Here is a 26,476-nt window from a genome sequence, read left to right on the forward strand (position 1 = left end):
TCCCCGAACGGTTCCCAGCACGCCGCCGGGCGGTGTTTATAATGCGCCGCTTTCGTGTCTGGCCAGTGCTCTGCGTGGCCGGTTTTTCGTTTCAGTGTGGGTAGCTCTATATGGACAGCATCAACAACCGCATCGCCGAAGAACTGGGCGTGCGCCCGCAACAGGTCGCCGCCGCCGTGGCCCTGCTCGACGAAGGCTCCACCGTGCCCTTCATCGCCCGCTACCGCAAGGAAGTCACCGGCAGCCTGGACGACACCCAGCTGCGCCACCTGGAAGAGCGCCTGCGCTACCTGCGCGAGCTGGACGAGCGCCGCGCCAGCATCCTCGCCAGCATCGAGGAGCAGGGCAAGCTGACCCCCGAGCTGGCCCGCGAGATCAAGCTGGCCGACACCAAGACCCGCCTGGAAGACCTCTACCTGCCGTACAAGCAGAAGCGCCGCACCAAGGGCCAGATCGCCCTGGAAGCCGGCCTCGGCGAGCTGGCCGACGCGCTGTTCGCCGACCCGACCCTGGCCCCGGAGCAGGAAGCCCAGCGCTTCATCGACGCGGAAAAGGGCTTCGCCGACGTCAAGGCGGTGCTCGAAGGCGCCAAGTACATCCTCATGGAGCGCTTCGCCGAGGACGCCACCCTGCTGGCCAGCCTGCGCGGCTTCCTCAAGGACCACGCCACCCTCAGCGCCCGGGTGGTCGCCGGCAAGGAGGAGGAAGGCGCCAAGTTCCGCGACTACTTCGCACACGACGAGCCGCTGAAAAGCGCGCCGTCGCACCGCGCCCTGGCGATCTTCCGCGGACGCAACGAGGGCATCCTCAGCGCCAGCCTGAAGGTCGGCGAGGAGCTGCCGGGCACCCTGCACCCCTGCGAGCTGATGATTGCCGAGCGCTTCGCCATCGAGCAGCGCGGCCGCGCCGCCGACAAGTGGCTGGGCGAGGTGGTGCGCTGGACCTGGAAGGTCAAGCTCTACACCCACCTGGAGACCGACCTGCTCGGCGAGCTGCGCGAGGGTGCCGAGAACGAGGCCATCGGTGTGTTCGCCCGCAACCTGCACGACCTGCTGCTGGCCGCCCCGGCCGGCCCGCGAGCCACCCTGGGCCTGGACCCGGGCCTGCGCACCGGCTGCAAGGTGGCGGTGGTCGATGCCACCGGCAAGCTGCTGGATACCGCCACCGTCTACCCCCACGCGCCGAAGAACCAGTGGGACCAGACCCTCGCCGTGCTCGCCGCACTGTGCGCCAAGCACGCCGTCGACCTGATCGCCATCGGCAACGGCACCGCCAGCCGCGAGACCGACAAGCTGGCCGCCGAGCTGATCAAGAAGTACCCGGGCCTGAAGATGACCAAGATCATGGTCAGCGAGGCCGGCGCCTCGGTCTACTCGGCCTCCGAGCTGGCCGCCAAGGAGTTCCCCGAGCTGGACGTGTCGCTGCGCGGCGCGGTGTCGATTGCCCGCCGCCTGCAGGACCCGCTGGCCGAACTGGTGAAGATCGAGCCGAAGTCCATCGGCGTCGGCCAGTACCAGCACGACGTGTCCCAGCTCAAGCTGGCGCGCAGCCTGGATGCCGTGGTGGAGGACTGCGTGAACGCCGTCGGCGTCGACGTCAACACCGCCTCCGCCGCCCTGCTGGCGCGCATCTCCGGGCTCAACGCGACCCTGGCGCAGAACATCGTCGCGCACCGCGATGCCAACGGCGCGTTCAAGACCCGCGATGCCCTGAAGAAGGTCTCGCGCCTGGGCGAGAAGACCTTCGAGCAGGCCGCCGGCTTCCTCCGTGTGATGAACGGCGACAACCCGCTGGACGCCTCGGCGGTGCACCCGGAGACCTACCCGCTGGTGCAGCGCATCGCCGAAGACACCGGCCGCGACATCCGCTCGCTGATCGGCGATGCGACCTTCCTCAAGCGCCTGGACCCGAAGAAGTTCACCGACGAGCGCTTCGGCCTGGTGACCATCGGCGACATCCTCGCCGAGCTGGAGAAGCCCGGCCGCGACCCGCGCCCGGAGTTCAAGACCGCCGAGTTCCAGGACGGCGTCGAGACCCTCAAGGACCTCGAACTGGGGATGATCCTCGAGGGCGTGGTGACCAACGTCACCAACTTCGGCGCCTTCGTCGACATCGGCGTGCACCAGGACGGCCTGGTGCACATCTCGGCGCTGTCGGAGAAGTTCATCAAGGACCCGCACGAGGCGGTCAAGGCCGGCGACGTGGTCAAGGTCAAGGTGCTGGAGGTGGACATCGCGCGGGGCCGCATCGCCCTCTCGATGCGCATGGGCGACACCCCCGGCGAGAAGGTCGAGGGCCCGCGCGGCGGCGGCAAGCGCGGCAACACCCCGCGCAGCGAGCGTCACTCCAGCCAGGACAAGCCGGCCGCAGGCAACAACGCCATGGCCGCGCTGTTCGCCAACGCCAAGCAACTGAGGAAGTAAGCCATGAGCCACAGCGCCCCGGTCGGCCAGAACAGCGCATTCAGCACGCTGCTCGGCATGACCATCGAGAAAGCCGAGAGCGGCGAGGCTCAGGTACGCATGAGCATGCAGGACCACCTGCTCAACCTGCACGGGCGCATGCACGGCGGCGCGCTGTTCTCGCTGATCGACACGGCCATGGGCCAGGCCAGCCACAGCCTGTTCGATGGCCAGGCCGGCAGCATGACCCTGGAGTGCAAGATCAACTACATCCGCGCGGTCGAAGACGGCGAGATCGTCTGCAACGCCCGGGTGCTGAATGCCGGGCGCAAGGTGCATGTGCTGGAAGCGCGGGTGCAGCAGGGCGACAGGCTGGTCGCCACGGCCCAGGCCACCTTCATCTGCAAGTGAGCCACCGGAGCCGGTGCGCCGTCCGTGGCCGCCGGCCCTTCGAGGCCGAGGCGCATCGGCACGGCAGGCGGGTCGCTCTGGCGCACGCCACCTTCGCCTGCGGGTAACTGCCAACGCCCGGGCTGGTCTAGGGTAAAGCGTCCGTCCCTAGCCCAGGCCCGGGAGCAAAGCGCCGTTACCGATTCCCCCTTGTAGAGCTGTCGATCCACCCCCATATTGGGCCGACCGACGCGTGAAGGAATGCAATCTTGAGCGACCTGTTATCCCGCCGCCTGGCCCTGCTCGGCGAGCGCGCCAACCTCTCCCTGCTTTCCCAGTGCCTGCACGGCATCGAGCGCGAATGCCTGCGCGTCGACAGCGACGGCCAGCTGGCCCTGACCCCGCACCCGGCGGCCCTCGGCTCGGCGCTGACCCACCCGCAGATCACCACCGACTACTCGGAGGCGCTGCTGGAGTTCATCACCCCGGCCGAGGCCGACCCGGCCACCACCCTGGCCGACCTCGAGCTGATCCACAGGTACGCCTACAGCAAGCTCGACGGCGAATACCTGTGGAGCCCGTCGATGCCCTGCGCCCTGCCGGACGAGGAGACCATCCCCATCGCCCGCTACGGCGACTCGCATATCGGCCGGCTCAAGTACGTGTACCGCAAGGGCCTGGCGCTGCGCTACGGCAAGACCATGCAGTGCATCGCCGGCATCCACTACAACTTCTCCCTGCCGGACAGCCTCTGGGCCCTGCTGCAGCATGCCGAAGGCGACAGCCGCAGCGCCCGCGACTACCAGTCGGCGCGCTACATCGGCCTGATCCGCAACTTCCGCCGCTACAGCTGGCTGCTGATGTACCTGTTCGGCGCCTCGCCGGCCCTGGACGCCGGCTTCATGCGCGGCCGCCCGCACCAACTGCAGCAGCTCGACGCCGACACCCTCTACCTGCCCTACGCCACCAGCCTGCGCATGAGCGACCTGGGCTACCAGAGCAACGCCCAGGCCGGCCTGACCCCCTGCTACAACGACCTGGCCAGCTACACCGACAGCCTGCGCCAGGCGGTCGGCACGCCCTACCCGGCCTATGTCGAGGCCGGCACGCAGAAGGACGGCGAGTGGCTGCAGCTCAACACCAACATCCTGCAGATCGAGAACGAGTACTACTCGAACATCCGCCCCAAGCGGGTGACCCACAGCGGCGAGCGGCCGATCCAGGCCCTGGTGGCCCGCGGCGTGCAGTACGTCGAGGTGCGCTGCCTGGACATCAACCCCTTCCTGCCGCTGGGCATCGACCTCGCCGAGGCGCGCTTCCTCGACGCCTTCCTGCTGTTCTGCGCGCTGCACAGCAGCCCGCTGCTGGACAGCGACGAGTGCCACGCCTGCACCGACAACTTCCTCGCGGTGGTCAAGGAGGGCCGCCGCCCCGGCCTGCAGCTGCAGCGCCAGGGCCAGGCCGTCGGCCTGCAGGCCTGGGCCGAGGAGCTGCTCGACAGCATCCGGCCGCTGGCCGAACTGCTCGACCGCAGCCTGGGCGGCGACGCCCACCTGCAGGCGCTGCAGGCGCAGCGGGCCAAGGTGGCCGATGCCGCGCTGACGCCCTCGGCCCAGGTCCTCGCCCAGTTGCAGCAGGGGGAGAGCTTCACCCAGTTCGCCCTGCGCCACAGCAAGCTGCACGCCGAGCACTTCCGCAGCCTACCGCTGAGCGCCGAACGGCAGGCCGCCTTCGAGGCGGCCGCGGCGAAGTCGCTGCGCGACCAGGCGGAACTGGAGGCCCAGGAAGAAGGTGACTTCGACAGCTTCGCCGCGGCGTACCAGGCCAGCATCCTGGCCCAGGCGATCTAGCGAACTCCATCACAAATACAACCAGCGGGGCAAAGGCCGGGACCGACGGCCCGCTGCACCCCGCTCGGCATGGCTAGCATAGACCCGGAAGAAGCCACGCGAGCCCTGCCCATGGCGTCCGACGCCCGACCCGACGATACCCGCCAGTGGAGCCTGGAGAGCCTGAACAAGGCCTACCAACAAGGCTACATGGCGGGCCTGACCGGCCAGCCGAACAGCCAGCAGCCCTATGCCGCCGAAGTGCCCGCCGCGGCCTGGGAGGCCGGCTGGGAAGACGGTCACGAGCAGCTGCTGCGCCAGCAGAAGAGCGCCTGAGCCGCCCGCCCGGCAGCCGGACACCCCGCAGCGACTGCTCCGCTCCCCTTGCCTCGCCCCGCGAGTGTGCAGCTTATTGCTCGCCAGCCTGTGGACAAGGCTGTGCATAGCGCCACCCAGGCCCCGCCAATCCTGACGCCAAACCGCATTGCGCAACTTTCTGCGCAGGCCTGCGCCACTCTCTGCGCAGCTTTTCGTGAACCCTGTCATGGGTCGCGTCTCGAAATGCCACAAAACACTTTAAGTCATTGTTTTTATAGATATTTATATTGATGGCACGGTGCTCGCTATAGACCCGGCTCCCGGATCACCCGATCCACGAACCAGGCAAGGAGAGCATTCATGCCAACACCCGCGTATCTGTCCCTCGAAGGCACCAAGCAAGGTCTGATCACCGCTGGCACCTTCACCGAGGACTCGGTCGGCAACATCTTCCAGGAAGGTCACGAAGACCAGATTCTGGTGCAAGCCTTCAACCACCAGGTCATCATCCCGCGTGACCCGCAGTCCGGCCAGCCGACCGGCCAGCGCGTGCACAAGCCGCTGATGATCACCAAGGTGTTCGACAAGTCCTCGCCGCTGATCTTCAACTCCCTGACCTCCGGCGAACGCCTGAGCAAGTGCCGCCTGGAGTGGTACCGCACCTCCTCCACCGGTACCCAGGAGCACTACTTCACCATCGAACTGGAAGACGCGGTGATCGTCGACGTACAGTCGCGCATGCCGAACTGCCAGGACCCGGGCATGTCCCACTTCACCCACCTGGAAGACGTCTACTTCACCTACCGCAAGATCGTCTGGACCCACGAAGTCTCCGGCACTTCCGGCTCCGACGACTGGCGTACGCCGATCTCCGCCTAAGGTGATCGTGCGGTAACGCTCACGACGGCCAGGCAGAGTCCTGGCCGTCGTGTTTCAGCCGGGAAATACCCGAAAAAGTCGAGTACGCACGTTCTCCACGCCGCGCCTGGGTTACAACGGCGCCGCCGCGCGTACCGGCGCGACTCAAGGAACGATGGAAGAGGAACAACGGATGTTCGCCCAGGCCAACCAGACCCATTTCAGCCTGGACATCGAGGGCGTCAGCCACGATCTCCAGATCCTCGAATTCAGCGGCCGCGAGGCGCTCAGCCAGCCCTTCGCCTTCGAGCTGGAGCTGGTCAGCGAACGCCCCGACCTCGACCTGGAAGCCCTGCTGCATCGGCCGGCCTTCCTCGCCCTGGCGCCAGCCGGCAACGGCATTCACGGGCACATCTACCGCTTCGCCCAGGGCGAGTCCGGCAAACGCCTGACCCGCTACCACCTGAGCCTGAGGCCGCAGCTGGCCTACCTGGCGCACCGCGTCAACCAACGCATCTTCCAGCACCTGTCGGTGGCGCAGATCATCGGCCAAGTGCTCGAGGAGCACGGCATCCAGGCCAACGCCTACCGCTTCCAGCTCGGCTCGGTCTATCCCGAGCGCGAGTATTGCGTGCAGTACGACGAATCCGACCTGCACTTCGTCCAGCGCCTGTGCGAGGAGGAAGGCATCCATTACCACTTCCAGCACAGCACTGACGGGCATGTTCTGGTGTTCGGCGACGACCAGACGCCCTTCCCCAAGCTGGCCCCCACCGCCTACCAGCAGGACAGCGGCCTGGTCGCCGACACGCCTGCGATCAAGCGTTTCGGCGTGCGCGTGGAAACCCGCACCAGCCGGGTGACCCGCCGCGATTACGACTTCGAGAAGCCCAAGTTGCTGCTGGAGGCCGACGCCAAGAGCCCCTTCAGCCCGGACCTGGAGGACTACGACTACCCCGGCCGTTTCGTCGAGCGTGAGCGCGGCAAGCACCTGAGCCAGCGCGCCCTGGAACGCCACCGCCACGACTTCGAACTGGCCGAGGGCGAGAGCGACCAGAGCCTGCTGGTCAGCGGCCACTTCCTGGCCTTCACCGACCACCTGCGGCCCAGTTGGAACGACCTCTGGCTGCTCACCGAAGTGCAGCACCAGGGCAAGCAGCCCCAGGTACTGGAAGAGGCCGTGACCAGCCACACCGATAGAGCCGATGGCTTCCAGCAGGGCTACCGCAACCGCTTCAGCGCCACGCCCTGGACGGTGCCCTACCGGCCGAGCGTGCGCCACCCCAAGCCGCGCATCCTCGGCAGCCAGAGCGCCGTGGTCACCGGCCCCGCCGGCGAAGAGATCCACTGCGACCAATACGGCCGGGTCAAGGTGCAGTTCCATTGGGACAGACAGGGCCAGGCCGACGACAAGACCAGCTGCTGGCTGCGCGTGTCCAGCAGCTGGGCCGGCGACCGCTACGGCGGCATCGCCATCCCGCGTATCGGCATGGAGGTGCTGGTGACCTTCCTCGAAGGCGACCCCGACCAGCCGCTGGTGACCGGCTGCCTGTACCACAAGGAACACCAGGTGCCCTACGACCTGCCGGCGAACAAGACCCGCAGCCTGTTCAAGACCCTCAGCTCACCGGGCGGTGGCGGCTACAACGAGCTGCGTATCGAGGACCGCAAGGGCGCCGAACAGATCTACCTGCACGCCCAACGCGACTGGGACGAGAACATCGAGCACGACCAGAAGATTCGCGTCGGCAACCAGCGCCACGACACCGTCGAGGCCAACAGCCATAGCGAATTCAAGGCCGAGGAACACCGCACCACCCACGCCGACCGCAAGAGCGAGATCAAGGCCAACGACCACCTCAGCGTCGGCAACAACCAGCACATCAAGATCGGCACCGGCCAGTTCATCGACGCCGGCAGCGAAATCCACCTGTCCAGCGGCCAGAAAGTGGTGCTCGAAGCCGGCAGCGAACTGACCTTCAAGGCCGCCGGCAGCTTTATCAAGCTCGATGCCGGCGGCATCACCCTGGTTGGGCCGGTGATCAAGATCAACTCCGGCGGCGGGCCGGGCAGTGGGTCGGGGGCAGCGCCCATCTTGCCGATCATTCCCAAACCCGCCGATACCGCACCGGTCGGCGAGAAGACCGGCAAGGCCAATATCAATCCGCTGTTGCCGCTGGCAAGCCTGGGCGAGCAAGGGCCGCAACAACTGATCGTCGACGTATGGGGCGACCCCGCCTTGGGTGGCCAAGTACAACTGCTCGACCCGGAAGGTGACGCATGAGCGAGCTAAAGGATCGGCCCATCGATCAGGGCACCCGCAAACGCGCGGAATACGACAACGCCCGCCGCGCGCGGTTGGCGCTGAATATCGAGCGCAGCGATGGTCGGATGCTGCAGATTCCCGTCGAGTCGGACATGCGCAGCCACGAAGAAGAGCCGGAGATCCAGCAGAATACCTTTCTCGCCGTCGTACCCATGGCACGGCTGCCCGGCTATGACCAGTACGATATAGCGCCGAAAGGCGCACTGCCTCGACCTGGGCGCATTTATGTTTTTCAGAGCGGCAAGCTGTGGCGTGAGTTGGCCTGCGACGGCCAAGGCAACCTATCGGACGTGGATGTCGCCCATTGGCGCAAGCTGGCGACCCAGGGCAGACCGGCAGATGATCGAGCAGCAGTCGGTAGACCATTGGCGCTGACGCTGGTGCCCATGCTGCTGCAAGGCCGCTTTGTCGGCGACCAGTACAGCATGGCCTACAGCGAAATGGCCTGGACCTGGGAATACATCGCCTGGTTGGAAGCCAGCAGTGGCCGGGTCCAGAACCGCTGCCAAAATGTAGCGCCGGCGTGGTCGGCGGCGGTTGTCGGCGGCGAACAGTGGAGGCCAACACAGGCGATGCCGATTGTCGTGATCGACAAGCAAGTCGAGGGGCTTAGGCCACGCGACTTGCATATTGAGTGTGCGTTGCGCGACCCCGCGACTTTTACCCCGGCAATGACCGCGCTCGATCCCCAAGAACTATTCGTCGTACTGCATAAGCAACAGCAAGCGCTCGCACGGCATATGGGGGCTGCCGCCCCAGCTGCGCCGCCAGGGCTGCCTGCGGGCAAGGATGTTCTCGCAGAGAAAAGCTTGCGCGGTTATCCAAAACTGGTCGGCTTCATGTTGGACGACCCCTTGTTCGAGTTGCGCCATGCGGTGGAGCAGTCCCGCCTGGCAACCGAGGCCTTGCAAACCTATAACGCCCTGGTGCCGCTCCAACCGTTCGGTCGTTACGCCGAAGTGCTGCATCAATGGTCGATGCCAAACAACGCGCCATTGGCTGACCTGCGCAAGCATATCGATATGGCCGCGCTTGAGAAAACCATGCTGCATACCGAACGCCAAGGTGCGCGCGAGTGCATTCATCGCCAGCTCGAGCGGACCTTGGCGCTATCGCAGCGCAAATTGACCGCCGTATGGAACGACTGGGTCTACAGCAACGATGAGCGCTTGCTGGAACCTTACAGCCTGCTGATCGATATGCTGGAAATGCTCAGTCGCCTGCCTCAAGGCAGCGATGCACGCAGTACCGACGCCGAGGATCGCGCACTCGCGCAAGCGGTGGAGCGCCTGATCAGGCAGCTGGCGGATGCCAATCATCCGCTTACCCGTGCAGCCCTGGCCGACCAAAATGGAACACTGCCAGAACTGGCCAAGCGGCTGGCAAAGCTGGCGGCGACAAACCGGGCCATCAAGCCGGAGAACTTGGGTATAAGCTCCTTGGCAATGTTCGCCGGGCTGGAGAGCCAGCAGTCGGCCAACTATCAATACGCGGCACAGAACCTGGCTCTGGCGGTAGACGAATGGCTGAACCACCTGAGTAAAGCCGTGCTACTGACGCTCAGGCAGTTGCGCACCAACGCTGCCACCGTCCAGTTGGATATGCAGCGCCTCTTTACACCGACAGCGGGCCTGCTGAGCAAGCTGCATAGCCAAGCCAAGACGATCAAGTTCATGCCCCAGGGCGAAGCCCTCGCACAAAATATGGTGGTGCTGGGCGTGCATGGGGGCGGTCTCAGTTTTGGCCTGGCGCCCAGCGAACGCACCACCTTGACCCGACAGAATTACCTGTATGGCAACTTGCAGGGCCGCGGCGGCAATGTACTGGCCACCACCAGTGGCAAGCTGGCGGAGGCCAACCGCTTCGCCAGCAAGGACCTGGGGCGTTTTATGGTCGTGGCCGCGCCTGCCAACGACCCACTGGTGCAAGAGTTGAACAGCTGGCGGCTCGGCGCCGCCAATCTGGGCCGCGCCGGGCAAATCGCCAAGTCGCCGGCATTGCCGCTCTTTGCCACACTAATGGCGGCTTATAACCTGCATGTAAATACAGTGGGGGCTAAGGCGCTGATTGAACATGAAACAGGAAGATGGGTAGCTGGCTTCATATCGGCTTTTACAGACCTTTTCCTTGCCTCAAACAACGTTGCGCTAAAAATTATAGAAGGCTCAAGCGTCCGCTCACCCTGGTATGCGCTGTGGGAAAAGGGCCGTTTCGACGTCTCGCGGATATCGCAGCGTTGGGCCAGCAACCTCAGCAAGCGCACCGGTAGTACTTGGCTTAACGCCTCAAGGGCCGGCTCATTCGTAGCAATGGGCGTTACTTCAGTACTATTTGCGTGGGACGCCAAGCGCGCTTTCGACCAAGGCGATAAGGACGTCTCCGTTGCCAATGCCATTGCCGCCTCCGGCGGTGCCATGTGGGCGCTCTATACGGTGGGCCTATTGGCCAGCCCCTGGGTACTGGGCGCGGGTATCGTATTGCTGCTGGGTGGCGCGGTTGCCGCCGTGCTATTGGCCGATGGCGCTATCGAGCAGGCGATCAAGCACGGTCCCTTCGGCAAGGAACAGCGCCTGGCGCACATGAGCGACCCTAGGGTCGCCTATCAGCAACTGCTCGGCGCTATCGGCCAACCTCGAGTACGCATCGAGCGCCTGGAAAATTGGCAGAAAAGCGCCTCCGCGGAGGATCAGGCGAAGCTGCAGGCCGCGGAAGCCCAGGGCAATAGCGATCTCGACCCGCTGGACTGGGTAGTCGAGTTGCAATCCGGCCTGCTGAGCCAATACCCCAGTAATCAGGGCTTTACCCTGCTAGCGTCCGAACTCGAACTAACGCGCAGCTATCACAGTGGTTGGCAGCGCCGGCCGGCCAAGGTTATATCGCGGGAAAAACTCGGCGCCGTAGTGCTGGATGGCAGCCGCGTACTCTATGTACTCCCTTATCAGCATCAACCCGGCTTCAGCCCTTTGGCTGCCAGCCAATATGCCCTCAAGGTGCGCGCGCAGTTCCGCCTTGAACATCAAGCGTGTCGAGCCGGCGATCCTTTCCCGGCCTATGACGACTTGATTTTGCCGCAGCCGAGTCCGCGCCAATGGGCGGCCTTCAATCCAGCGCTGCTACCCGAGGAAGACGACGTGATGGATGACGTACCCTATTGGCTGATCGACCAGAGCGACTACCGCAAATTATGAATGCCCCCGTGATTGAGCAAAGCCCTTATACGGCTAGCGCCTACAACTCCACCGATATTCCGACCCAGCCGCCGCATAAATGGCGGCAGGATGCCAACCGCAGCAACCTGCGCCGCACCCAGTTGCGCTGGGGCCACTATGCCAACTTGCAGCCCTGGCAGGTGGTCGATATGCAACTGCAGGCCAACGAACATTGCTTTGTTGAGCGCACGGGAGAGGCTGAGCTGTATTGCGATCAGCAGCGCTGGCGGTTTGAGAACTTTAATAAACTGTTAATGTTAATACCGTTTTTAAAAATTACTGCTCTATTTGTGGTGCCGTGGTTTTTCTGGGCATTTGCGACCATGGACTTGCTACCAAAGCTAGTGCTGCCCCTTTCTTTATTGTCAGTTTTTACTGTGTTGATGTTTGGTGTTAGTGGCTGGCTCTATTGGGAGAAAAATTTAAAGGCCTATTTGATTCAAGTAGGCACTGGCTTGGCTACGGCTCTGCTCAGTGCTTTATTTACTTACAATACGTCTAGCTACGGCACCGATCTGTTTTGGTTTTGCGGGATCATGGCCTTCTCCATCTTTATGGGCCTGGTCGGTTTCGACTTCCTGCTGGACCTGTATCTGCGCCTATTCAAATACGACGGCAGTGAATTCAATAGGAAAACCGGTATGGTGACCATCACCCGGCGCTTTCGTAAGCCGTTCGTGGCGCCTTTCTATGAGTTCGACACCACCATGGAGTTTCGCCCTGGGGCGCATGGCAGTGGCGGCATGGCCCTGTGGTTGCATCACCGTTATGCCGATTGTGAAATATTCCTCGGTGGCAAGATGCATCCACTCGGCCTCACCTCGGAAGAGGCACTGGCCTTCTGGGACTGCCTGCAACGCTATATGGATATCAGCCAGCCACTACCCGAGCTGCCGGTGCTCGAACAGTTCCGCCACCTCGACCCAACCACCGCCGAGTACGATCGCCAGAACAAGCGCGATCCGCGCCACTGGCGCGATATGCCCTACCGCGCCTGGCAAGGCCGTGGGCAATCAGAAACGATGAAACGCAATCAGAAATACCCCTGGCAACAGCAGCCCTGCATCCTCCAATCCAAAATCGACCCCAGCCTGAGCATCGAGGCGTACTACCGCAGCCAGGAAGCCAAAGGCATCCAGGCCACGCCCAAGGGCGATGACTACGACAATATTTATCGGAGGTGAGAAAAGCTTTTCTGCACCCAAAAACACCCGCATATCTGTCCCTCGAAGGCACCAAACAAACTCTGATCACCGCTGGGCCCCTTCACCGAGGACTCGGTCGGCAACATTTTCCAGGAAGGTCATGATGATCAGACTCTGGTTCAAGCCTTCAACCATCAGGTAATCATCCCGCGCGACCCGCAGTCCGGCCAGCCGACCGATCTGCGCGCGCACAAGCCGCTGATGATCACCACTACAACTTGCAGAGACGAGATAGGCCTGCGCTTTACTCCTCAACGACGGTGATCGTAGCGCACGGATGCGACCGATTTATCCCACTACACGCCGCCAACTGGCCTGGGGACGGACAGCTTCAAGGTCAGGCCTCGAACCAATCCTGGGCGTAGCGCGGCTTGCGCCCAGAGCGGGCCGCGGACCTACAAGCCCTTCTCGAACACCTGCGAATTACGCTGGAAGTTGTACAGCGAGGCCCGCGCCGCCGGCAGGCGGTCGACGCTGCTGGGGACGAAGCCGCGCTCGCGGAACCAGTGGGCGGTGCGGGTGGTGAGGACGAACAGGGTCTTGATGCCCTGGGCGCGGGCGCGTTCCTCGATGCGTTCGAGCAATTCGTCGCCGCGACCGCCGTGGCGGTAGGCCGGGTTGACGGCCAGGCAGGCCAGTTCGCCGAAGTCGGAGTCGGCGATCTGGTACAGGGCGGCGCAGGCGATGATCAGGCCGTCGCGCTCGACGATGCTGAACTGCTCGATCTCCCGCTCCAGCACCTCGCGGGAGCGGCGCACCAGGATGCCCTGCTCCTCCAGCGGGCTGATCAGCTCGATCAGCCCGCCGACGTCCTCGATGGTCGCCTCGCGCAGGGATTCGAACTGCTCCTGGTCGACCAGGGTGCCGCCGCCGTCGCGGGTGAACAGCTCGGTGAGCAGCGAACCGTCGTCGGCATAGCCGACGATATGGGCGCGCTTGACCCCGCCGCGGCAGGCCTGGGCGGCGGCGTCGAGCAGTTCGGCCTGGTAGCTGTTGCCCAGGCGCGCCAGGTAGGCGGGCACCTGCTGCGGACGCAACTCGCGCACCAGCTTGCCCTGCTCGTCGAGCAGGCCGCGTTCGGGGCTGAACAGCAGCAGCTTGTCGGCGCCCAGGTCGATGGCGGCGCGGGTGGCCACGTCCTCGCAGGCGACGTTGAAGATCTCCCCGGTGGGCGAATAGCCCAGCGACGACAGCAGCACGATGCTGCGCTCGTCGAGCAGGCGGCCGATGCCCTTGCGGTCGATGCGCCGCACCTCGCCGGTGTGGTGATAGTCGATGCCGTCGACCACGCCGATGGGCCGGGCGGTGACGAAATTGCCACTGGCCACCCGCAACCGGGCGCCATGCATGGGCGAGGCGGCCATGTCCATCGACAGGCGCGCCTCGATGGCGATGCGCAGCTGGCCGACCGCGTCGATCACGCACTCCAGGGTCGGTCCGTCGGTCACCCGCAGGTCGCGGTGAAAGTGCGGGGTCAGGCCGCTCGCGGCCAGGCGCGCCTCGATCTGCGGGCGCGAGCCGTGCACCAGCACCAGGCGCACGCCGAGGCTGTGCAGCAGCACCAGGTCGTGGACGATATTGCCGAAGTTCGGGTGGGCGACGCCGTCGCCCGGCAGCATCACCACGAAGGTACAGTCGCGGTGGGCGTTGATATAGGGCGAAGCGTGGCGCAGCCAGTTGACGTAGTCGTGCATTGCAGAGGGAACCTGTAACCGAGTAGGGAACGCATGAAAAGGTGCAACACGCACCCGGTGAAGCAGCCAGCGGCACCCGCTCTATCGTCGCAGTTGGGGCAGCATCACGCGTTCTCTCCTTGCGCTGGCAAAGGCCGCCGCCGGGCTCAAGCGGCCGGGCTCAGGCAGTAGTGTTGGATCAGTTCACGCAACAGACGCACGCTCGGCTGGATACGTGACATCTCCAGGTATTCGTTGGGCTGGTGCGCGCAGGCGATATCCCCGGGACCGAGCACCAGGGTCTGGCAGCCGAGTTGCTGAAGATAAGGCGCTTCGGTGGCGAACGCCACCGCCGCCGCCGGATGGCCGGTCAGGCGCTCGGCCAGGCGTACCAGTTCGGCGTCGGCACCCTGCTCGAAGGGCGGCACGCTGGGAAACAGTGGGGCGAAGTCGATCTTCACCTGGTGCAGCTCGGCCAGCGGCTGCAGCTTCTGGCGGATCGCCGCGCGCAGGGCCTCGGGCTGCATGCCGGGCAGCGGACGCAGGTCGAATTCCAGGGAACATTGGCCGCAGATGCGGTTGGGGTTGTCACCGCCATGGATGCAGCCGAGGTTGAGGGTCGGCTGCGGCACGCTGAACTGCGGGTTGCAGTACTGCTGCTGCCAGTCCCGGCGCAGCTGCATGAGTTCGCCCATCACCGCGTGCATGGCTTCCAGCGCGCTGTGACCCAGGCTCGGGTCGGAGGAGTGGCCGCTCTGCCCGAGGATGTCGATGCGCTCCATCATGATGCCCTTGTGCAGGCGGATCGGCTTGAGGCCGGTCGGCTCGCCGATCACCGCGGCGCGGCCCAGGGGGCGCCCCGCCTCGGCCAGGGCGCGGGCGCCGGACATCGAACTTTCCTCGTCGCAGGTGGCGAGGATCAGCAACGGCTGCTGGAAGCGCTGCTCCAGCAGCGGCTGCACGGCCTCGATGACCAGGGCGAAGAAGCCCTTCATGTCGCAACTGCCGAGGCCGACCCAGCGGCCGTCGACCTCGCTCAGCTTGAGCGGATCGGTCTGCCACAGCTCGGCGTCGAAGGGCACGGTGTCGCTGTGCCCGGCCAGCACCAGACCGCCCGGACCGCTGCCGTAGCTGGCCAGCAGGTTGAACTTGCCGGGCTCGATCTCCTGCACCTCGCAGGCGAAGCCGAGGTCGCCGAGCCAGCTCGACAGCAGTTCGATCACCGGGCGATTGGATTGATCCCACTGCGCCTGGGTGCAACTCACCGAAGGCGCGGCGATCAGCGCGGCGAATTGCTCTTTGAACGAAGGCAGGCTCATCGGCGGTCTCCACTGGCGATGTTCCCATCATAGGACCATCGCCAGCGCAGATGAAACCGCCGAGTCGGATCAGACGCCGCCGAAGACGGCGCGCAGGATCAGGAAGAACAGGATCGACAGCACCGCGCCGACCGGCAGGGTGATGATCCAGGACATGAAGATCTTGCCGATCACGCCCAGGTTCAGCGCGCCGATACCGCGGGCGATGCCGACGCCCAACACCGCACCGACCAGGGTGTGGGTAGTGGACACCGGCAAGCCGATGGCCGAGGCGCCAACCACCGTGGTGGCGGTGGCCAGCTCGGCGGCGAAGCCGCGGCTCGGGGTCAGCTCGGTAATTTCCTTGCCGATGGTGGCGATCACCTTGTAGCCGTAGGTGGCCAGGCCGATGACGATACCGATGGCGCCGAGCAGCAGCACCCAGCTCGGCAGCGCCGCCTTGGCACCGACCGCTTCGCCGCCGGACTGGATAACCCCGACGATGGCCGCCAGCGGGCCGACGGCGTTGGCCACGTCGTTGGAGCCGTGGGCGAAGGCCATGGCGCAAGCGGTGAAGATCATCAGCACGGCGAAGACCTTCTCCACGCTGGCGAAGTGGAAGGCCTTGTCGGCCTCGACGTCGATCTTGATGCGGCTGAGCAGGGCGATGCCGAGCAGCATCACCAGCACACCGATGCCGGCGGCAAGGAAGAAGCCTTCGCTGCCCGACAGGTGCAGGCCGATATGCTTGAGACCCTTGGTCACGGTCATGATGGTGACCATGAAACCGGTGAGGAACATGTACACCGGCACATAGCGCTTGGCGTTGAGGAAGGGCTGGTCGGTGTCGATGATCAGCTTCTGCACGCTGACGAACACGCCGAAGGCCACCACGCCGGACAGTACCGGGGAGACCACCCAGCTGGCGACGATCGGCCCGACCTTGCTCCAGTGCACCGCATCCATGGACACGCCGAAGGCGGCGAAGCCGATCACCGCACCGACGATCGAGTGGGTGGTCGAGACCGGCCAGCCGCGGGTCGAGGCCACCAGCAGCCAGGTACCGGCCGCCAGCAGCGCCGACATCATGCCCAGCACCATCAGCTCGGGGCTGATTATCGATGCGTCGACGATGCCGCTCTTGATGGTTTCGGTTACCTGGCCACCGGCCAGGTAGGCGCCGCAGAACTCGAAGACCATGGCGATGAGGATCGCCTGCTTGATGGTCAGCGCACGGGAGCCCACCGAGGTGCCCATGGCGTTGGCCACGTCGTTGGCGCCCACGCCCCAGGCCATGAAGAAGCCGAACAGGCAGGCCAGCAACAGGAGTACGAGACCGTAGTCCGCAATCAGAGACATAAGTTAAGTTCCGTTGATCCCAGAAAGGACACTGGCGCTTAGCGCGCCAGCAGTTGTTCCAGTCGGTTGCCCACTCGTTGGGCGCGGTCGGCTACATCGCCGATCCAGTCGATGATCTGATAGAGAAACATCACATCGACCGGAGGAAGTTCCTTCTCCAGTTTGAACAGCTGGCGGCGCACGTCGATCTGCAGGCTGTCGGTGTCCTGCTCGATGACCCCCAGCTCCTCGATCAGGGTCTCCACCAGCACCGCCTCGCGGCCGGCGAAGCCGGTCTCCAGCAGCTCGTCCAGCTCGTTCATGGCCTTCAGCGCCTGGGCGCTGGCATCCACGCTGCGCTGCACGAAGCTGCGCATGATCGGCTGCAGAGCCTGAGGAATCGCCATCTCGCGGCCCAGCATCAGCCCGGCGATGTCCTTGGCGCGGTTGGCGACTTTGTCCTGTACACTCAGCAGCTCGAGCAGATCCGAGCGCGGCACCGGCAGAAACAGGCTCTTGGGCAGGTGCAGGCGCACGCTTTTCTTGAGCTTGTCGGCTTCGTGTTCCAGACGCGCCATTTCCTGCTGCACCTGCTCCACCTTGGCCCAGTCCTCGGCCATCACGGCCTCGAAGAAGGGCACCAGATTCGCCGCACACTCGTGAGCCTTGGCGATGTGCTGCTGCATCGGCCCGATGGGCGAACGCCCGAACAGGCTGACAAAGGGATTGACTGGCATAGGGTGAACCCTGGTCTTTTGAAAGGCGGCAAGTATACGGATCGCTCCCGGTGCCCGCCATCGCAGGCCATCGAACCGTCACAATTTTATAGTAGGCACTTAAGTTCCCCACCATGGTCAAAGAAACCGAAATCAAGTTGCGGGCCAGCCGCGACACCCTCGCCGCCCTGCGTGAGCACCCCCTGTTGAAGAAGCGCAACAAGAGCGGCTGGGAGCAGCGCGAGCTGTTCAACCAGTACTTCGACACCGCCGAGCGTGACCTGGCCCAGGCCAAGGTCGCCCTGCGCCTGCGCCGCGACGGCGAGCAGTTCATCCAGACCCTGAAGACCCGCGGCCAGAGCGTCGCCGGACTGTCCGAGCGCAACGAATGGGACTGGTACCTGAGCAAGGCCAAGCTGGAGCTGAAGAGACTCGACGACAGCTGCTGGCCGGCTAGCCTGGCCGCGCTGGACAAGAAACAGCTCAAGCCGCTGTTCACCACCGACTTCGTCCGCCAGCGCGCCGAGATCGCCTGGGGCCGCGGCAAGGCCAAGGTGGTGATCGAGGCCGCGCTGGACCTCGGCCAGGTCGTCGCCGGTGGCCAGCAGGAAGAAATCTGCGAGCTGGAACTGGAGCTGCGCCAGGGCGAGCCCGCCGCCCTGCTGGAGCTGGCTGCCGAACTGGCCGCCGACCTGCCCTTGATGCCGTGCGACATCAGCAAGGCCGAACGCGGCTATCGGCTGTTCGATGCCGGCAGCTACGCCCTCGGCCTGCCGGCACCAGAGCTGACGCCGGAAAGCGGCCTGGACGACGCCTTCGCCGCCCTCGCCTGGCACCTGCTGGGCAGCAGCCAGCGCCTGGCCGAACAGTACCGTTTCAACGGCCACTGGCGCCTGCTGGGCGACTGGCTGCAGCAGCTGATCGACCTGCGTGCCCTGCTCGGCAGCCTCGGCCAGGCCGCGCCGCGGGCCAGCAGCAGCGAACTGCGCCAGCGTCTCGACGCCCTGCTGCAGGACTGGCGGCCACGCCTGCTGGCCGGCCAGCAGGACGAGGCCGTGCGCCACGATGCGCCGGCGCAGTTCGCCGCCGAGCTGCAGCTCACCCGCTGGGGGCAGTTCTCCCTGCACGCCTCGCGCTGGCTGCTGGCGCGCAGCTGGACCTGCGAACGCAACAACCGCGGCAATCGCCAGGGCGCCGCGGCCCTGGGCAACTGGCTGACCACACTGATCGCCGAGGAAGGCGCCGCCCTGCAGCTCAAGCGCTACCAGCAGCAACCGGAGGACCTCGGCGAGCAACTGCCGCGCCTCGAGCGCCTGCTGGCCTGGCTGCGCCTGGCCCGGACCGTGCTGGATGTGGCGGAAGTCGACCGCCTGTACGGCGAACTGCTCAAGTTGGGCGAACTGGCGCAACGCGCCCGCAGCGAGGAGACCTTGGAAGCGCGCCGCAGCCAGGCCCATACTGTGGCTACGCTGAAGGCCTGGAAGCTGCTGGTGAAGTGAACCCGGTCGCGCCGGCGGGGCACACCCCCGGCGGCGCAGCGCAATGGAGTCGGCAGACAGGCGCAGCACCTGGCTGCACACTTAGGCCTTTGCGCCACTCGCCACGCCCAGGGAGTTCTATGTCCTCGCTCGCCTCGCCCACCCAGGATCGCCCACTGGACCTCAATGACCTGCTGCGCGAACTGGTCGCCCAGGGCCGGCTCGACCAGGACAGCGCCGAGCAGTGCCTGGCGGTCCGCCGCAGCGCGGTGAACAACCAGCAACACCCGCTGGAATTCCTCGCCACCCAGCAACTCGACGACCTCGGCCGGCCGGGCAAGAAGCTCGACCTGGAGTACCTCACCCAATGGCTGGCGGAGTTCGCCGGCCAGCCTTACCTGCGCATCGACCCGTTGAAGATCGACGTCGCCGCCGTCACCCCGCTGATGTCCTACGCCTTCGCCCAACGGCACAAGATCCTCGCCGTGGCGGTGGACCGCGAGCAGGTCACCATCGCCAGCGCCCAACCCCTGGTGCACGGCTGGGAAGCCAACCTGACCCACGTGCTCAAGCGTCCGATCAAGCGGGTGGTGGCCAACCCGGCGGACATCCAGCGCTTCACCATGGAGTTCTACCGCCTGGCCAAGTCGGTCAGCGGCGCCACCGCGGTGGACCAGAAGGTCAGCGGCGTCGGCAACTTCGAGCAACTGCTCAACCTCGGCGCCCAGGACCAGGAGCCCGACGCCAACGACGCGCACATCGTCAACATCGTCGACTGGCTGTTCCAGTACGCCTTCCAGCAGCGCGCCAGCGATATCCACATCGAGCCACGGCGCGAACAGGGCACGGTGCGCTTTCGCATCGACGGCGTGCTGCACAACGTCTACCAGTTCCCGCCCCAGGTGACCATGGCGGTGGTCAGCCGCCTGAAGAGCCTCGGGCGGATGAACGTGGCCGAGAAGCGCAAGCCCCAGGACGGCCGGGTCAAGACCAAGACCCCGGACGGCGGCGAGGTGGAGCTGCGCCTGTCCACCCTGCCCACCGCCTTCGGCGAGAAGATGGTGATGCGCATCTTCGACCCCGAGGTGCTGCTCAAGGGCTTCGACCAGCTGGGCTTCTCCGCCGACGACCTGAAACGCTGGCAGAGCATGACCAGCCAGCCCAACGGCATCATCCTGGTCACCGGGCCGACCGGCTCGGGCAAGACCACCACCCTGTACACCACGCTCAAGCAGCTGGCCACCGACGAGGTCAACGTCTGCACCATCGAAGACCCGATCGAGATGATCGAGGGCGCCTTCAACCAGATGCAGGTGCAGCACAACATCGACCTGACCTTCGCCAGCGGCGTGCGCGCGCTGATGCGCCAGGACCCGGACATCATCATGGTCGGCGAGATCCGCGACCTGGAAACCGCCGAGATGGCGATCCAGGCGGCGCTCACCGGCCACCTGGTGCTCTCCACCCTGCACACCAACGACGCCCCCAGCGCCATCACCCGTCTGCTGGAGCTGGGCGTGCCGCACTACCTGCTCAAGGCCACCCTGCTCGGGGTCATGGCCCAGCGCCTGGTGCGCACCCTGTGCCCGCACTGCAAGGCGCCGCACAGCCTGGACGAGAGCGACTGGCACAGCCTGACCAAGCCATGGAACGCGCCCCTGCCGAGCGGCGCGCACAAGGCCGTGGGCTGCCTGGAGTGCCGCGACACCGGCTACCGTGGCCGCGCCGGGGTCTACGAGATCATGCTCCTGGGCGACACGATCAAGCCGCTGATCAGCGCCGACACCGACCTCATCGCCCTGCGCCGCCAGGCCTTCAAGGAAGGCATGCGCAGCCTGCGACTGTCCGGCGCGCAGAAGGTTGCCGCCGGCCAGACCACCATCGAGGAAGTACTGCGGGTCACCCCGCAGAGCGAACAGAACTGACGCCCGACGCTCGCGGGCACGCCCTCAACGGTCGAGGATGGCCGCCGCCTGCCGGTCCTGATGGCCTACTGGGCCGCTCATATGGGCGCGGATGGCGCGCTGATTCTGCGCAACGGCATCTACGCCCGGGACGCCGCCCCGCTCGTCGCGCAGGAAAAGGCTGGGCACTGATTCACAGGTCGAGGTGGCGCCCCGGCACAGGAGCGACTATAGGCTTACAATCGCGCCCGGTCCGTACCGCACACACAAGGAGCTCGGTTCCATGGAAATCGGCAGCGTCATCTTTCTCTTCGTCGGCCTCGCCGTGGCCGTCGTCTTCATGGGCTTCAAGGTGGTGCCCCAGGGGTCGCAGTGGACCGTGGAGCGCTTCGGTCGCTACACCAACACCCTCAAGCCGGGACTGAACATCATCGTCCCGGTGATGGACCGCATCGGCCGCAAGCTCAGCGTGATGGAGAGCGTGCTGGACATCGAGCCGCAGGAGGTGATCACCTCGGACAACGCCACGGTGCAGATCGACGCCGTGTGCTTCTTCCAGGTGATCAACGCCGCCCAGGCCGCCTACGAGGTGAACAACCTCGAGCACGCCATCCGCAACCTGGTGATGACCAACATCCGCACCGTGCTCGGCTCCCTGGAACTGGACGCCATGCTCAGCCAGCGCGACGCGATCAACGAGCGCCTGCTCAAGACCGTCGACGAGGCCACCGCGCCCTGGGGCATCAAGATCACCCGCATCGAGATCAAGGACATCAGCCCGCCGGAGGACCTGATGGCGGCCATGTCCGGGCAGATGAAGGCCGAGCGCATCAAGCGCGCACAGATCCTCGAGGCCGAAGGCCTGCGCCAGGCGGCGATCCTCACCGCCGAAGGCAAGAAGCAGGCACAGATCCTCGAGGCCGAAGGCCAGCGCCAGGCCGCCTTCCTCGAGGCCGAAGCCCGCGAGCGCGCCGCCGGCGCCGAGGCCGAGGCCACCCGCGTGGTATCCGACGCCATCGCCAGCGGCAACGTGCAGGCGGTCAACTACTTCGTCGCACAGAAGTACGTCGACGCCCTCGGCCAGCTGGCCAGTGCCAGCAACAGCAAGGTGATCCTCATGCCGCTGGAGGCCAGCCAGGTGATCGGCGCGGTGGGCGGCATCGGCGAGATAGTCCGGGCCACCTTCACGGAGCAGAAGGGCTAAGCCATGTGGGACTACCTGCAACACCTGTCGTTCTGGGACTGGCTGGCCGTCGGCACCCTGCTGCTGATCCTCGAGGTGTTCGGCGCCGGCGGCTACCTGCTGTGGATCGGCATGGCCGCCGCCGGCGTCGGCGTGCTGACCTACCTGTTCCCGGCCCTGCCCTGGGCCCTGCAGTTTCTCCTGTTCGGCCTGTTCTCGGTGCTCAGCGCGGTGCTCTGGTGGCGGCGCCAGCGCACCGCGGCCAAGCCTTCCGACCAGCCCGGCCTCAACGACCGCGGCAGCGAGCTGCTCGGCCGCGAGTTCCCGCTGCACGAGGGCATCAGCGGCGGACGCGGCAAGATCAAGGCCGGCGACTCGCTGTGGCTGGTCAGCGGTCCGGACCTGCCGGCCGGCAGCCGGGTCCGGGTGGTCGGCCAGGACGGCGTGCTGCTCAGGGTCGAAGCGGCGGCATAGGCGCACCGGCACGGCCAACACGGCGGCGCTGCCCTCGCCCTGCGCCGCCGCTGGCGGCAGCAACCTCGCCCTGGCGCCCTGCATTCGGTCGACTCGCCGGAACCCGCAGGCCGCCGTGGACTCTGAGCAATATCACCACCGCTCGGGAGCCCTCTCCATGCGCCGTATCTATCTGCCCCTGCTCGCCGCCCTGTCCCTCGTCGCCGCGCCGGCCTTCGCCGACAGCTTCTGGCGCGACGTGCTGTCGTCCGGGGCGACGACCGCCTCGACCTACCTGACCTTCAAGGACAAGAAACTCATAGTCCCGGCCCAGGACGACGCCAGCAGCTTCATTGCCAGCGGCGGACAGATCCGCGGCCCCTACCTGGAGGCCGCGCTGCAACGGCTGCGCCGCGAGCATCCCGACCTGCAGCAGGCCAGTGACCTGGAACTGGCCGGCGCCATCCTCGCCGCCGAATCGCCCTAGGCGCGCCACGGCCCATGCGGCCGCCCACGGGCGGCCGCATGCGTAGGAGCCTCCTCACTCCCGATAAGCATCCAGCGGCACGCAGGCGCAGAACAGGTTGCGGTCGCCGTAGACGTTGTCGACCCGATTGACCGTCGGCCAGTACTTGTGGGCCCGGCAGTGCGCGGTCGGCGTCACCGCCACCTCGATGCTGTAGGGCCGCTGCCAGGGGTCGAGCAGGTCGGCCAGGGTATGCGGCGCATGCTTGAGCGGGTTGTCCTCGGCCGGCCACTCGCCGCTCTGCACCTTGGCGATCTCCGCGCGGATGCTCAGCATCGCCTCGACGAAGCGGTCCAGCTCGTGCTTGTTCTCGCTCTCGGTCGGCTCGACCATCAGCGTGCCGGGTACCGGGAAGGACATGGTCGGCGCGTGGAAACCGTAGTCCATCAGGCGCTTGGCCACGTCCTCCTCGCTGATCCCGGTCTGCGCCTTGAGCGGGCGCAGATCCAGGATGCACTCGTGGGCCACCCGGCCATTGCGCCCGCTGTACAGCACCGGGAAGGCGCCGCCCAGCTGGTTGGCCAGGTAGTTGGCGGAGAGGATCGCCAGCTCGGTGGCATCGGCCAGCTGCGGCCCCATCATGGCGATGTACATCCAGCTGATCGGCAGGATGCTGGCGCTGCCCCAGGGCGCGGCACTGACCGCATCGTTCTGCGGATTGGGCCCCTGCAGCTCGACCACCGGGTGGTTGGCGACGAAGGGCGCCAGATGGGCGCGCACGCCGATCGGGCCCATGCCCGGACCGCCGCCGCCATGGGGGATGCAGAAGGTCTTGTGCAGGTTCAGGTGGGAGACGTCGGCGCCGATATCCGCCGGGCGGGTCAGGCCGACCTGGGCGTTCATGTTGGCGCCGTCCATGTACACCTGGCCGCCCTGGGCGTGGATCACCTGGCAGATCTCGCGGATGCCCTCCTCGTAGACGCCGTGGGTCGAGGGGTAGGTGGCCATCAGGCAGGCCAGCTGCTCGCCGGCCTCGGCCGCCTTGCGCTTGAGGTCGTCGAGGTCGACGTTGCCCGCCGCGTCGCACTCGACTATGACCACGCGCATGCTGGCCATCTGCGCCGAGGCGGGGTTGGTGCCGTGGGCCGAGGCCGGGATCAGGCAGATGGTGCGCTGGCTGTCGCCGCGGCTCTCGTGGTAGCGGCGGATCGCCAGCAGCCCGGCGTACTCGCCCTGGGCGCCGGAGTTGGGCTGCATGCTGATGGCGTCGAAGCCGGTGATGGCGCACAACCAGGCCTCCAGCTCGTCGAGCATCGCCTTGTAGCCCTGGGCCTGCTCCAGCGGCACGAAGGGATGCAGGTCGGCGAACTGCGGCCAGGTGATGGGGATCATCTCGCTGGTGGCATTGAGCTTCATGGTGCAGGAGCCCAGCGGGATCATCGCCTGGTTCAGCGCCAGGTCCTTGTTCTCCAGCTGCTTGAGGTAGCGCAGCATCTCGGTCTCGCTGTGGTGGGCGTTGAACACCGGATGGCTCAGGTAGCCGCTGCTGCGCGCCAGCGTGGCGGGAATGCCGGCGTCGACCGCGCCGGCATCCAGCGCGGCCACCTCCAGCCCGTGGTCGGCGCCGAGGAAGATGGCGAACAGCTGCATCACCGTCTGCTCGTCGCAGGTCTCGTCGAGGCTGACGCCGAGCTTGCCGCGACCGAGGATGCGCAGGTTGATCCGCGCCGCCTTGGCCGAGTCGATGATCGCCGTCTGGCTGCCGCCGACGTCCAGGGTCAGGGTGTCGAAGAAATATCGGTTGACGCGGGCGATGCCGTGCTGCGCCAGGCCGGCGGCGAGCAGCGCGGTCAGCCGGTGCACCCGCTGGGCGATGCGCCTGAGGCCCTCGGGGCCGTGGTACACCGCATAGCAGCTGGCGATGTTGGCCAGCAGCACCTGGGCGGTGCAGATGTTGGAGTTGGCCTTCTCGCGGCGGATGTGCTGCTCGCGGGTCTGCAGGGCCATGCGCAGCGCCAGGTTGCCGCGGCTGTCCTTGGACACGCCGATGATCCGCCCAGGCATGGCCCGCTTGAACGCATCGCGGGTGGCGAAGAAGGCCGCATGGGGGCCACCGTAGCCCATGGGCACGCCGAAGCGTTGCGCCGAGCCGAACACCACGTCGGCCCCCTGCTCGCCCGGCGGGGTCAGCAGTAGCAGGCTGAGCAGGTCGCTGGCGACGCAGGCCAGGGCCTGCTGGGCATGCAGCTGCTCGATCAGCGGCCGCAGGTCGCGGATCTCGCCGTGGGTGTCGGGGTACTGCAGCAGTGCGCCGAACACCTGATGGGCGGCCAGCTCGTCCACGGCGGCGATCACCAGATCGAAGCCGAAGGCCTCGGCGCGGGTGCGCACCACGGAGATGGTCTGCGGGTGGCAGTTCTCGTCGACGAAGAACAGGTTGCTCTTGCTCTTGGCCACGCGCTTGGCCAGGGCCATGGCCTCGGCGGCGGCGGTGGCCTCGTCGAGCAGCGAGGCGCTGGCCAGCTCCAGGCCGGTCAGGTCGATGGTCAGCTGCTGGAAGTTCAGCAGCGCCTCCAGGCGCCCCTGGGCGATCTCCGGCTGGTAGGGCGTGTAGGCGGTGTACCAGCCGGGGTTTTCCAGCAGGTTGCGCAGGATCACCGTGGGGGTCAGGGTGCCGTAGTAGCCCATGCCGATCAGGCTGGTCCACACCTGGTTCTGCTCGGCGTAACCGCGCAGCTTGGCCAGGGCGGCCCGCTCGTCCAGGGCCGCCGGCAGCTCCAGGGCCCGTTTCAGACGGATCGCCGGCGGCACCGTCTGCTCGATCAAGGCGGCGCGGCTGGGCAGACCGAGAACGGCCAGCATGGCCTGCTGCTCGGCCTCGTCCGGTCCTAGGTGGCGACGCAGGAAGGCGTCGGGCTGCTGCAGCTGGGAAAGACGGGGGGTCTGGGACATGGCCATCACTCTGCTAAAAAGACAAAGCCTCGACGATGCGAGGCTCTATCAGCTTAGGAAAAACTCAGAGTTCTGCCCGATCGATCAGGCGTCCGCGTCGGCCTTGGCCTGGTAGCTGGCGGCGTCCAGCAGCTTGTCCAGCTCGCTGACATCGCTCGGCTTGAGCTTGTAGAACCAGCTGCCGTAGGGGTCGCCGTTGACGCTCTCGGGACTGTCGGCCAGGGCCTCGTTGATGGCGATCACCTCGCCACCGATCGGCGAGTAGATGTCGGAGGCGGCCTTGACCGACTCCACCACCCCGGCTTCCTGACCGGCGGCCAGGGTCTTGCCGACCTCCGGCAGCTCGATGAACACCACGTCGCCCAGGGCCTCCTGGGCGTGGTCGGAAATACCCACGGTGACGCTGCCGTCCGCCTCCAGGCGGGCCCATTCGTGGCTGGCGGCGTAACGCAGATCGGCGGGGATAGTACTCATGTAT

Annotated in this window: 19 protein-coding genes and 1 pseudogene; 14 read left to right on the top strand and 6 right to left on the bottom strand. The window is 66.0% G+C overall.

Annotation, left to right across the window (positions count from 1 at the left end; genetic code table 11):
- The first annotated feature begins 110 nt into the window (after nucleotides 1-110).
- The 9 genes and pseudogenes from I0D00_RS10920 to tssD all read left to right on the top strand — a co-directional run.
- Nucleotides 111-2,423: a Tex family protein gene (locus I0D00_RS10920; RefSeq protein ID WP_213639741.1), complete on the top strand. Its 2,313-nt coding sequence runs from the start codon at nucleotides 111-113 to the stop codon at nucleotides 2,421-2,423.
- Nucleotides 2,424-2,426: 3 nt separating this feature from the next.
- Nucleotides 2,427-2,813 carry a PaaI family thioesterase gene (locus tag I0D00_RS10925; RefSeq protein WP_213639742.1) on the top strand — a complete coding sequence of 129 codons (387 nt, stop codon included), beginning with the start codon at nucleotides 2,427-2,429 and terminating at the stop codon, nucleotides 2,811-2,813.
- Between the two features lie 248 nt (nucleotides 2,814-3,061).
- The gene (gene gshA / locus I0D00_RS10930) at nucleotides 3,062-4,642 is read left to right on the top strand and encodes a glutamate--cysteine ligase (protein WP_213639743.1); all 1,581 of its coding nucleotides are present in this window, start codon (nucleotides 3,062-3,064) and stop codon (nucleotides 4,640-4,642) included.
- Between the two features lie 111 nt (nucleotides 4,643-4,753).
- Nucleotides 4,754-4,957: a ribosome modulation factor gene (gene rmf / locus I0D00_RS10935; protein ID WP_213640266.1), complete on the top strand. Its 204-nt coding sequence runs from the start codon at nucleotides 4,754-4,756 to the stop codon at nucleotides 4,955-4,957.
- 342 nt (nucleotides 4,958-5,299) lie between these two features.
- A complete protein-coding gene (locus tag I0D00_RS10940; RefSeq protein ID WP_213639744.1) occupies nucleotides 5,300-5,818 on the top strand; it encodes an Hcp family type VI secretion system effector in 519 nt (172 codons plus the stop codon).
- Between the two features lie 172 nt (nucleotides 5,819-5,990).
- The gene (locus tag I0D00_RS10945; protein ID WP_213640267.1) at nucleotides 5,991-8,081 is read left to right on the top strand and encodes a type VI secretion system Vgr family protein; all 2,091 of its coding nucleotides are present in this window, start codon (nucleotides 5,991-5,993) and stop codon (nucleotides 8,079-8,081) included.
- Nucleotides 8,078-11,311: a hypothetical protein gene (locus tag I0D00_RS10950; protein ID WP_213639745.1), complete on the top strand. Its 3,234-nt coding sequence runs from the start codon at nucleotides 8,078-8,080 to the stop codon at nucleotides 11,309-11,311. Before I0D00_RS10945 ends, I0D00_RS10950 begins: the two co-directional genes overlap by 4 nt.
- A gap of 8 nt (nucleotides 11,312-11,319) precedes the next feature.
- Nucleotides 11,320-12,516 carry a hypothetical protein gene (locus tag I0D00_RS21520; RefSeq protein WP_246533205.1) on the top strand — a complete coding sequence of 399 codons (1,197 nt, stop codon included), beginning with the start codon at nucleotides 11,320-11,322 and terminating at the stop codon, nucleotides 12,514-12,516.
- 11 nt (nucleotides 12,517-12,527) lie between these two features.
- Nucleotides 12,528-12,747 (top strand): annotated as a pseudogene (gene tssD / locus I0D00_RS10960) (type VI secretion system tube protein TssD); the annotation flags it as partial.
- Nucleotides 12,748-12,932: 185 nt separating this feature from the next.
- On the opposite strand, the gene argA reads toward tssD, so the two are convergent.
- The 4 genes from argA to I0D00_RS10980 form a co-directional block, all read right to left on the bottom strand.
- Complete coding sequence (argA, locus tag I0D00_RS10965) at nucleotides 12,933-14,231, bottom strand: amino-acid N-acetyltransferase (protein WP_213639746.1); 1,299 nt, start codon at nucleotides 14,229-14,231, stop codon at nucleotides 12,933-12,935.
- Between the two features lie 146 nt (nucleotides 14,232-14,377).
- Nucleotides 14,378-15,529: an acetylornithine deacetylase gene (gene argE, locus I0D00_RS10970; RefSeq protein ID WP_213639747.1), complete on the bottom strand. Its 1,152-nt coding sequence runs from the start codon at nucleotides 15,527-15,529 to the stop codon at nucleotides 14,378-14,380.
- Nucleotides 15,530-15,598: 69 nt separating this feature from the next.
- Complete coding sequence (locus I0D00_RS10975; RefSeq protein ID WP_213639748.1) at nucleotides 15,599-16,867, bottom strand: inorganic phosphate transporter; 1,269 nt, start codon at nucleotides 16,865-16,867, stop codon at nucleotides 15,599-15,601.
- Nucleotides 16,868-16,905: 38 nt separating this feature from the next.
- Nucleotides 16,906-17,583: a TIGR00153 family protein gene (locus tag I0D00_RS10980; protein WP_213639749.1), complete on the bottom strand. Its 678-nt coding sequence runs from the start codon at nucleotides 17,581-17,583 to the stop codon at nucleotides 16,906-16,908.
- A gap of 113 nt (nucleotides 17,584-17,696) precedes the next feature.
- On the opposite strand from I0D00_RS10980, the gene I0D00_RS10985 reads away from it, so the two are divergent.
- The 5 genes from I0D00_RS10985 (at nucleotide 17,697) to I0D00_RS11005 (ending at nucleotide 23,067) form a co-directional block, all read left to right on the top strand.
- The gene (locus I0D00_RS10985) at nucleotides 17,697-19,061 is read left to right on the top strand and encodes a CYTH domain-containing protein (protein ID WP_213639750.1); all 1,365 of its coding nucleotides are present in this window, start codon (nucleotides 17,697-17,699) and stop codon (nucleotides 19,059-19,061) included.
- Nucleotides 19,062-19,180: 119 nt separating this feature from the next.
- On the top strand, nucleotides 19,181-20,965 hold the full coding sequence (tfpB, locus tag I0D00_RS10990; protein WP_213639751.1) for a type IV pilus assembly ATPase TfpB: 1,785 nt from the start codon (nucleotides 19,181-19,183) through the stop codon (nucleotides 20,963-20,965).
- A 262-nt stretch (nucleotides 20,966-21,227) separates the two neighbouring features.
- A complete protein-coding gene (locus I0D00_RS10995) occupies nucleotides 21,228-22,148 on the top strand; it encodes an SPFH domain-containing protein (protein ID WP_213639752.1) in 921 nt (306 codons plus the stop codon).
- A gap of 3 nt (nucleotides 22,149-22,151) precedes the next feature.
- On the top strand, nucleotides 22,152-22,601 hold the full coding sequence (locus I0D00_RS11000; protein WP_213639753.1) for an NfeD family protein: 450 nt from the start codon (nucleotides 22,152-22,154) through the stop codon (nucleotides 22,599-22,601).
- A 157-nt stretch (nucleotides 22,602-22,758) separates the two neighbouring features.
- On the top strand, nucleotides 22,759-23,067 hold the full coding sequence (locus tag I0D00_RS11005) for a DUF2388 domain-containing protein (RefSeq protein ID WP_213639754.1): 309 nt from the start codon (nucleotides 22,759-22,761) through the stop codon (nucleotides 23,065-23,067).
- A gap of 54 nt (nucleotides 23,068-23,121) precedes the next feature.
- Here I0D00_RS11005 and gcvP read toward each other — a convergent pair whose 3' ends face one another.
- A complete protein-coding gene (gene gcvP / locus I0D00_RS11010) occupies nucleotides 23,122-25,998 on the bottom strand; it encodes an aminomethyl-transferring glycine dehydrogenase (protein ID WP_213639755.1) in 2,877 nt (958 codons plus the stop codon).
- Between the two features lie 84 nt (nucleotides 25,999-26,082).
- Entirely contained in the window at nucleotides 26,083-26,472 is a 390-nt protein-coding gene (gcvH, locus tag I0D00_RS11015) for a glycine cleavage system protein GcvH (RefSeq protein WP_213639756.1), read from the bottom strand.
- Nucleotides 26,473-26,476 lie beyond the last annotated feature (4 nt).

It is taken from the genome of Pseudomonas lalucatii, from assembly GCF_018398425.1.
Classification (GTDB): Bacteria; Pseudomonadota; Gammaproteobacteria; order Pseudomonadales; family Pseudomonadaceae; genus Aquipseudomonas; species Aquipseudomonas lalucatii.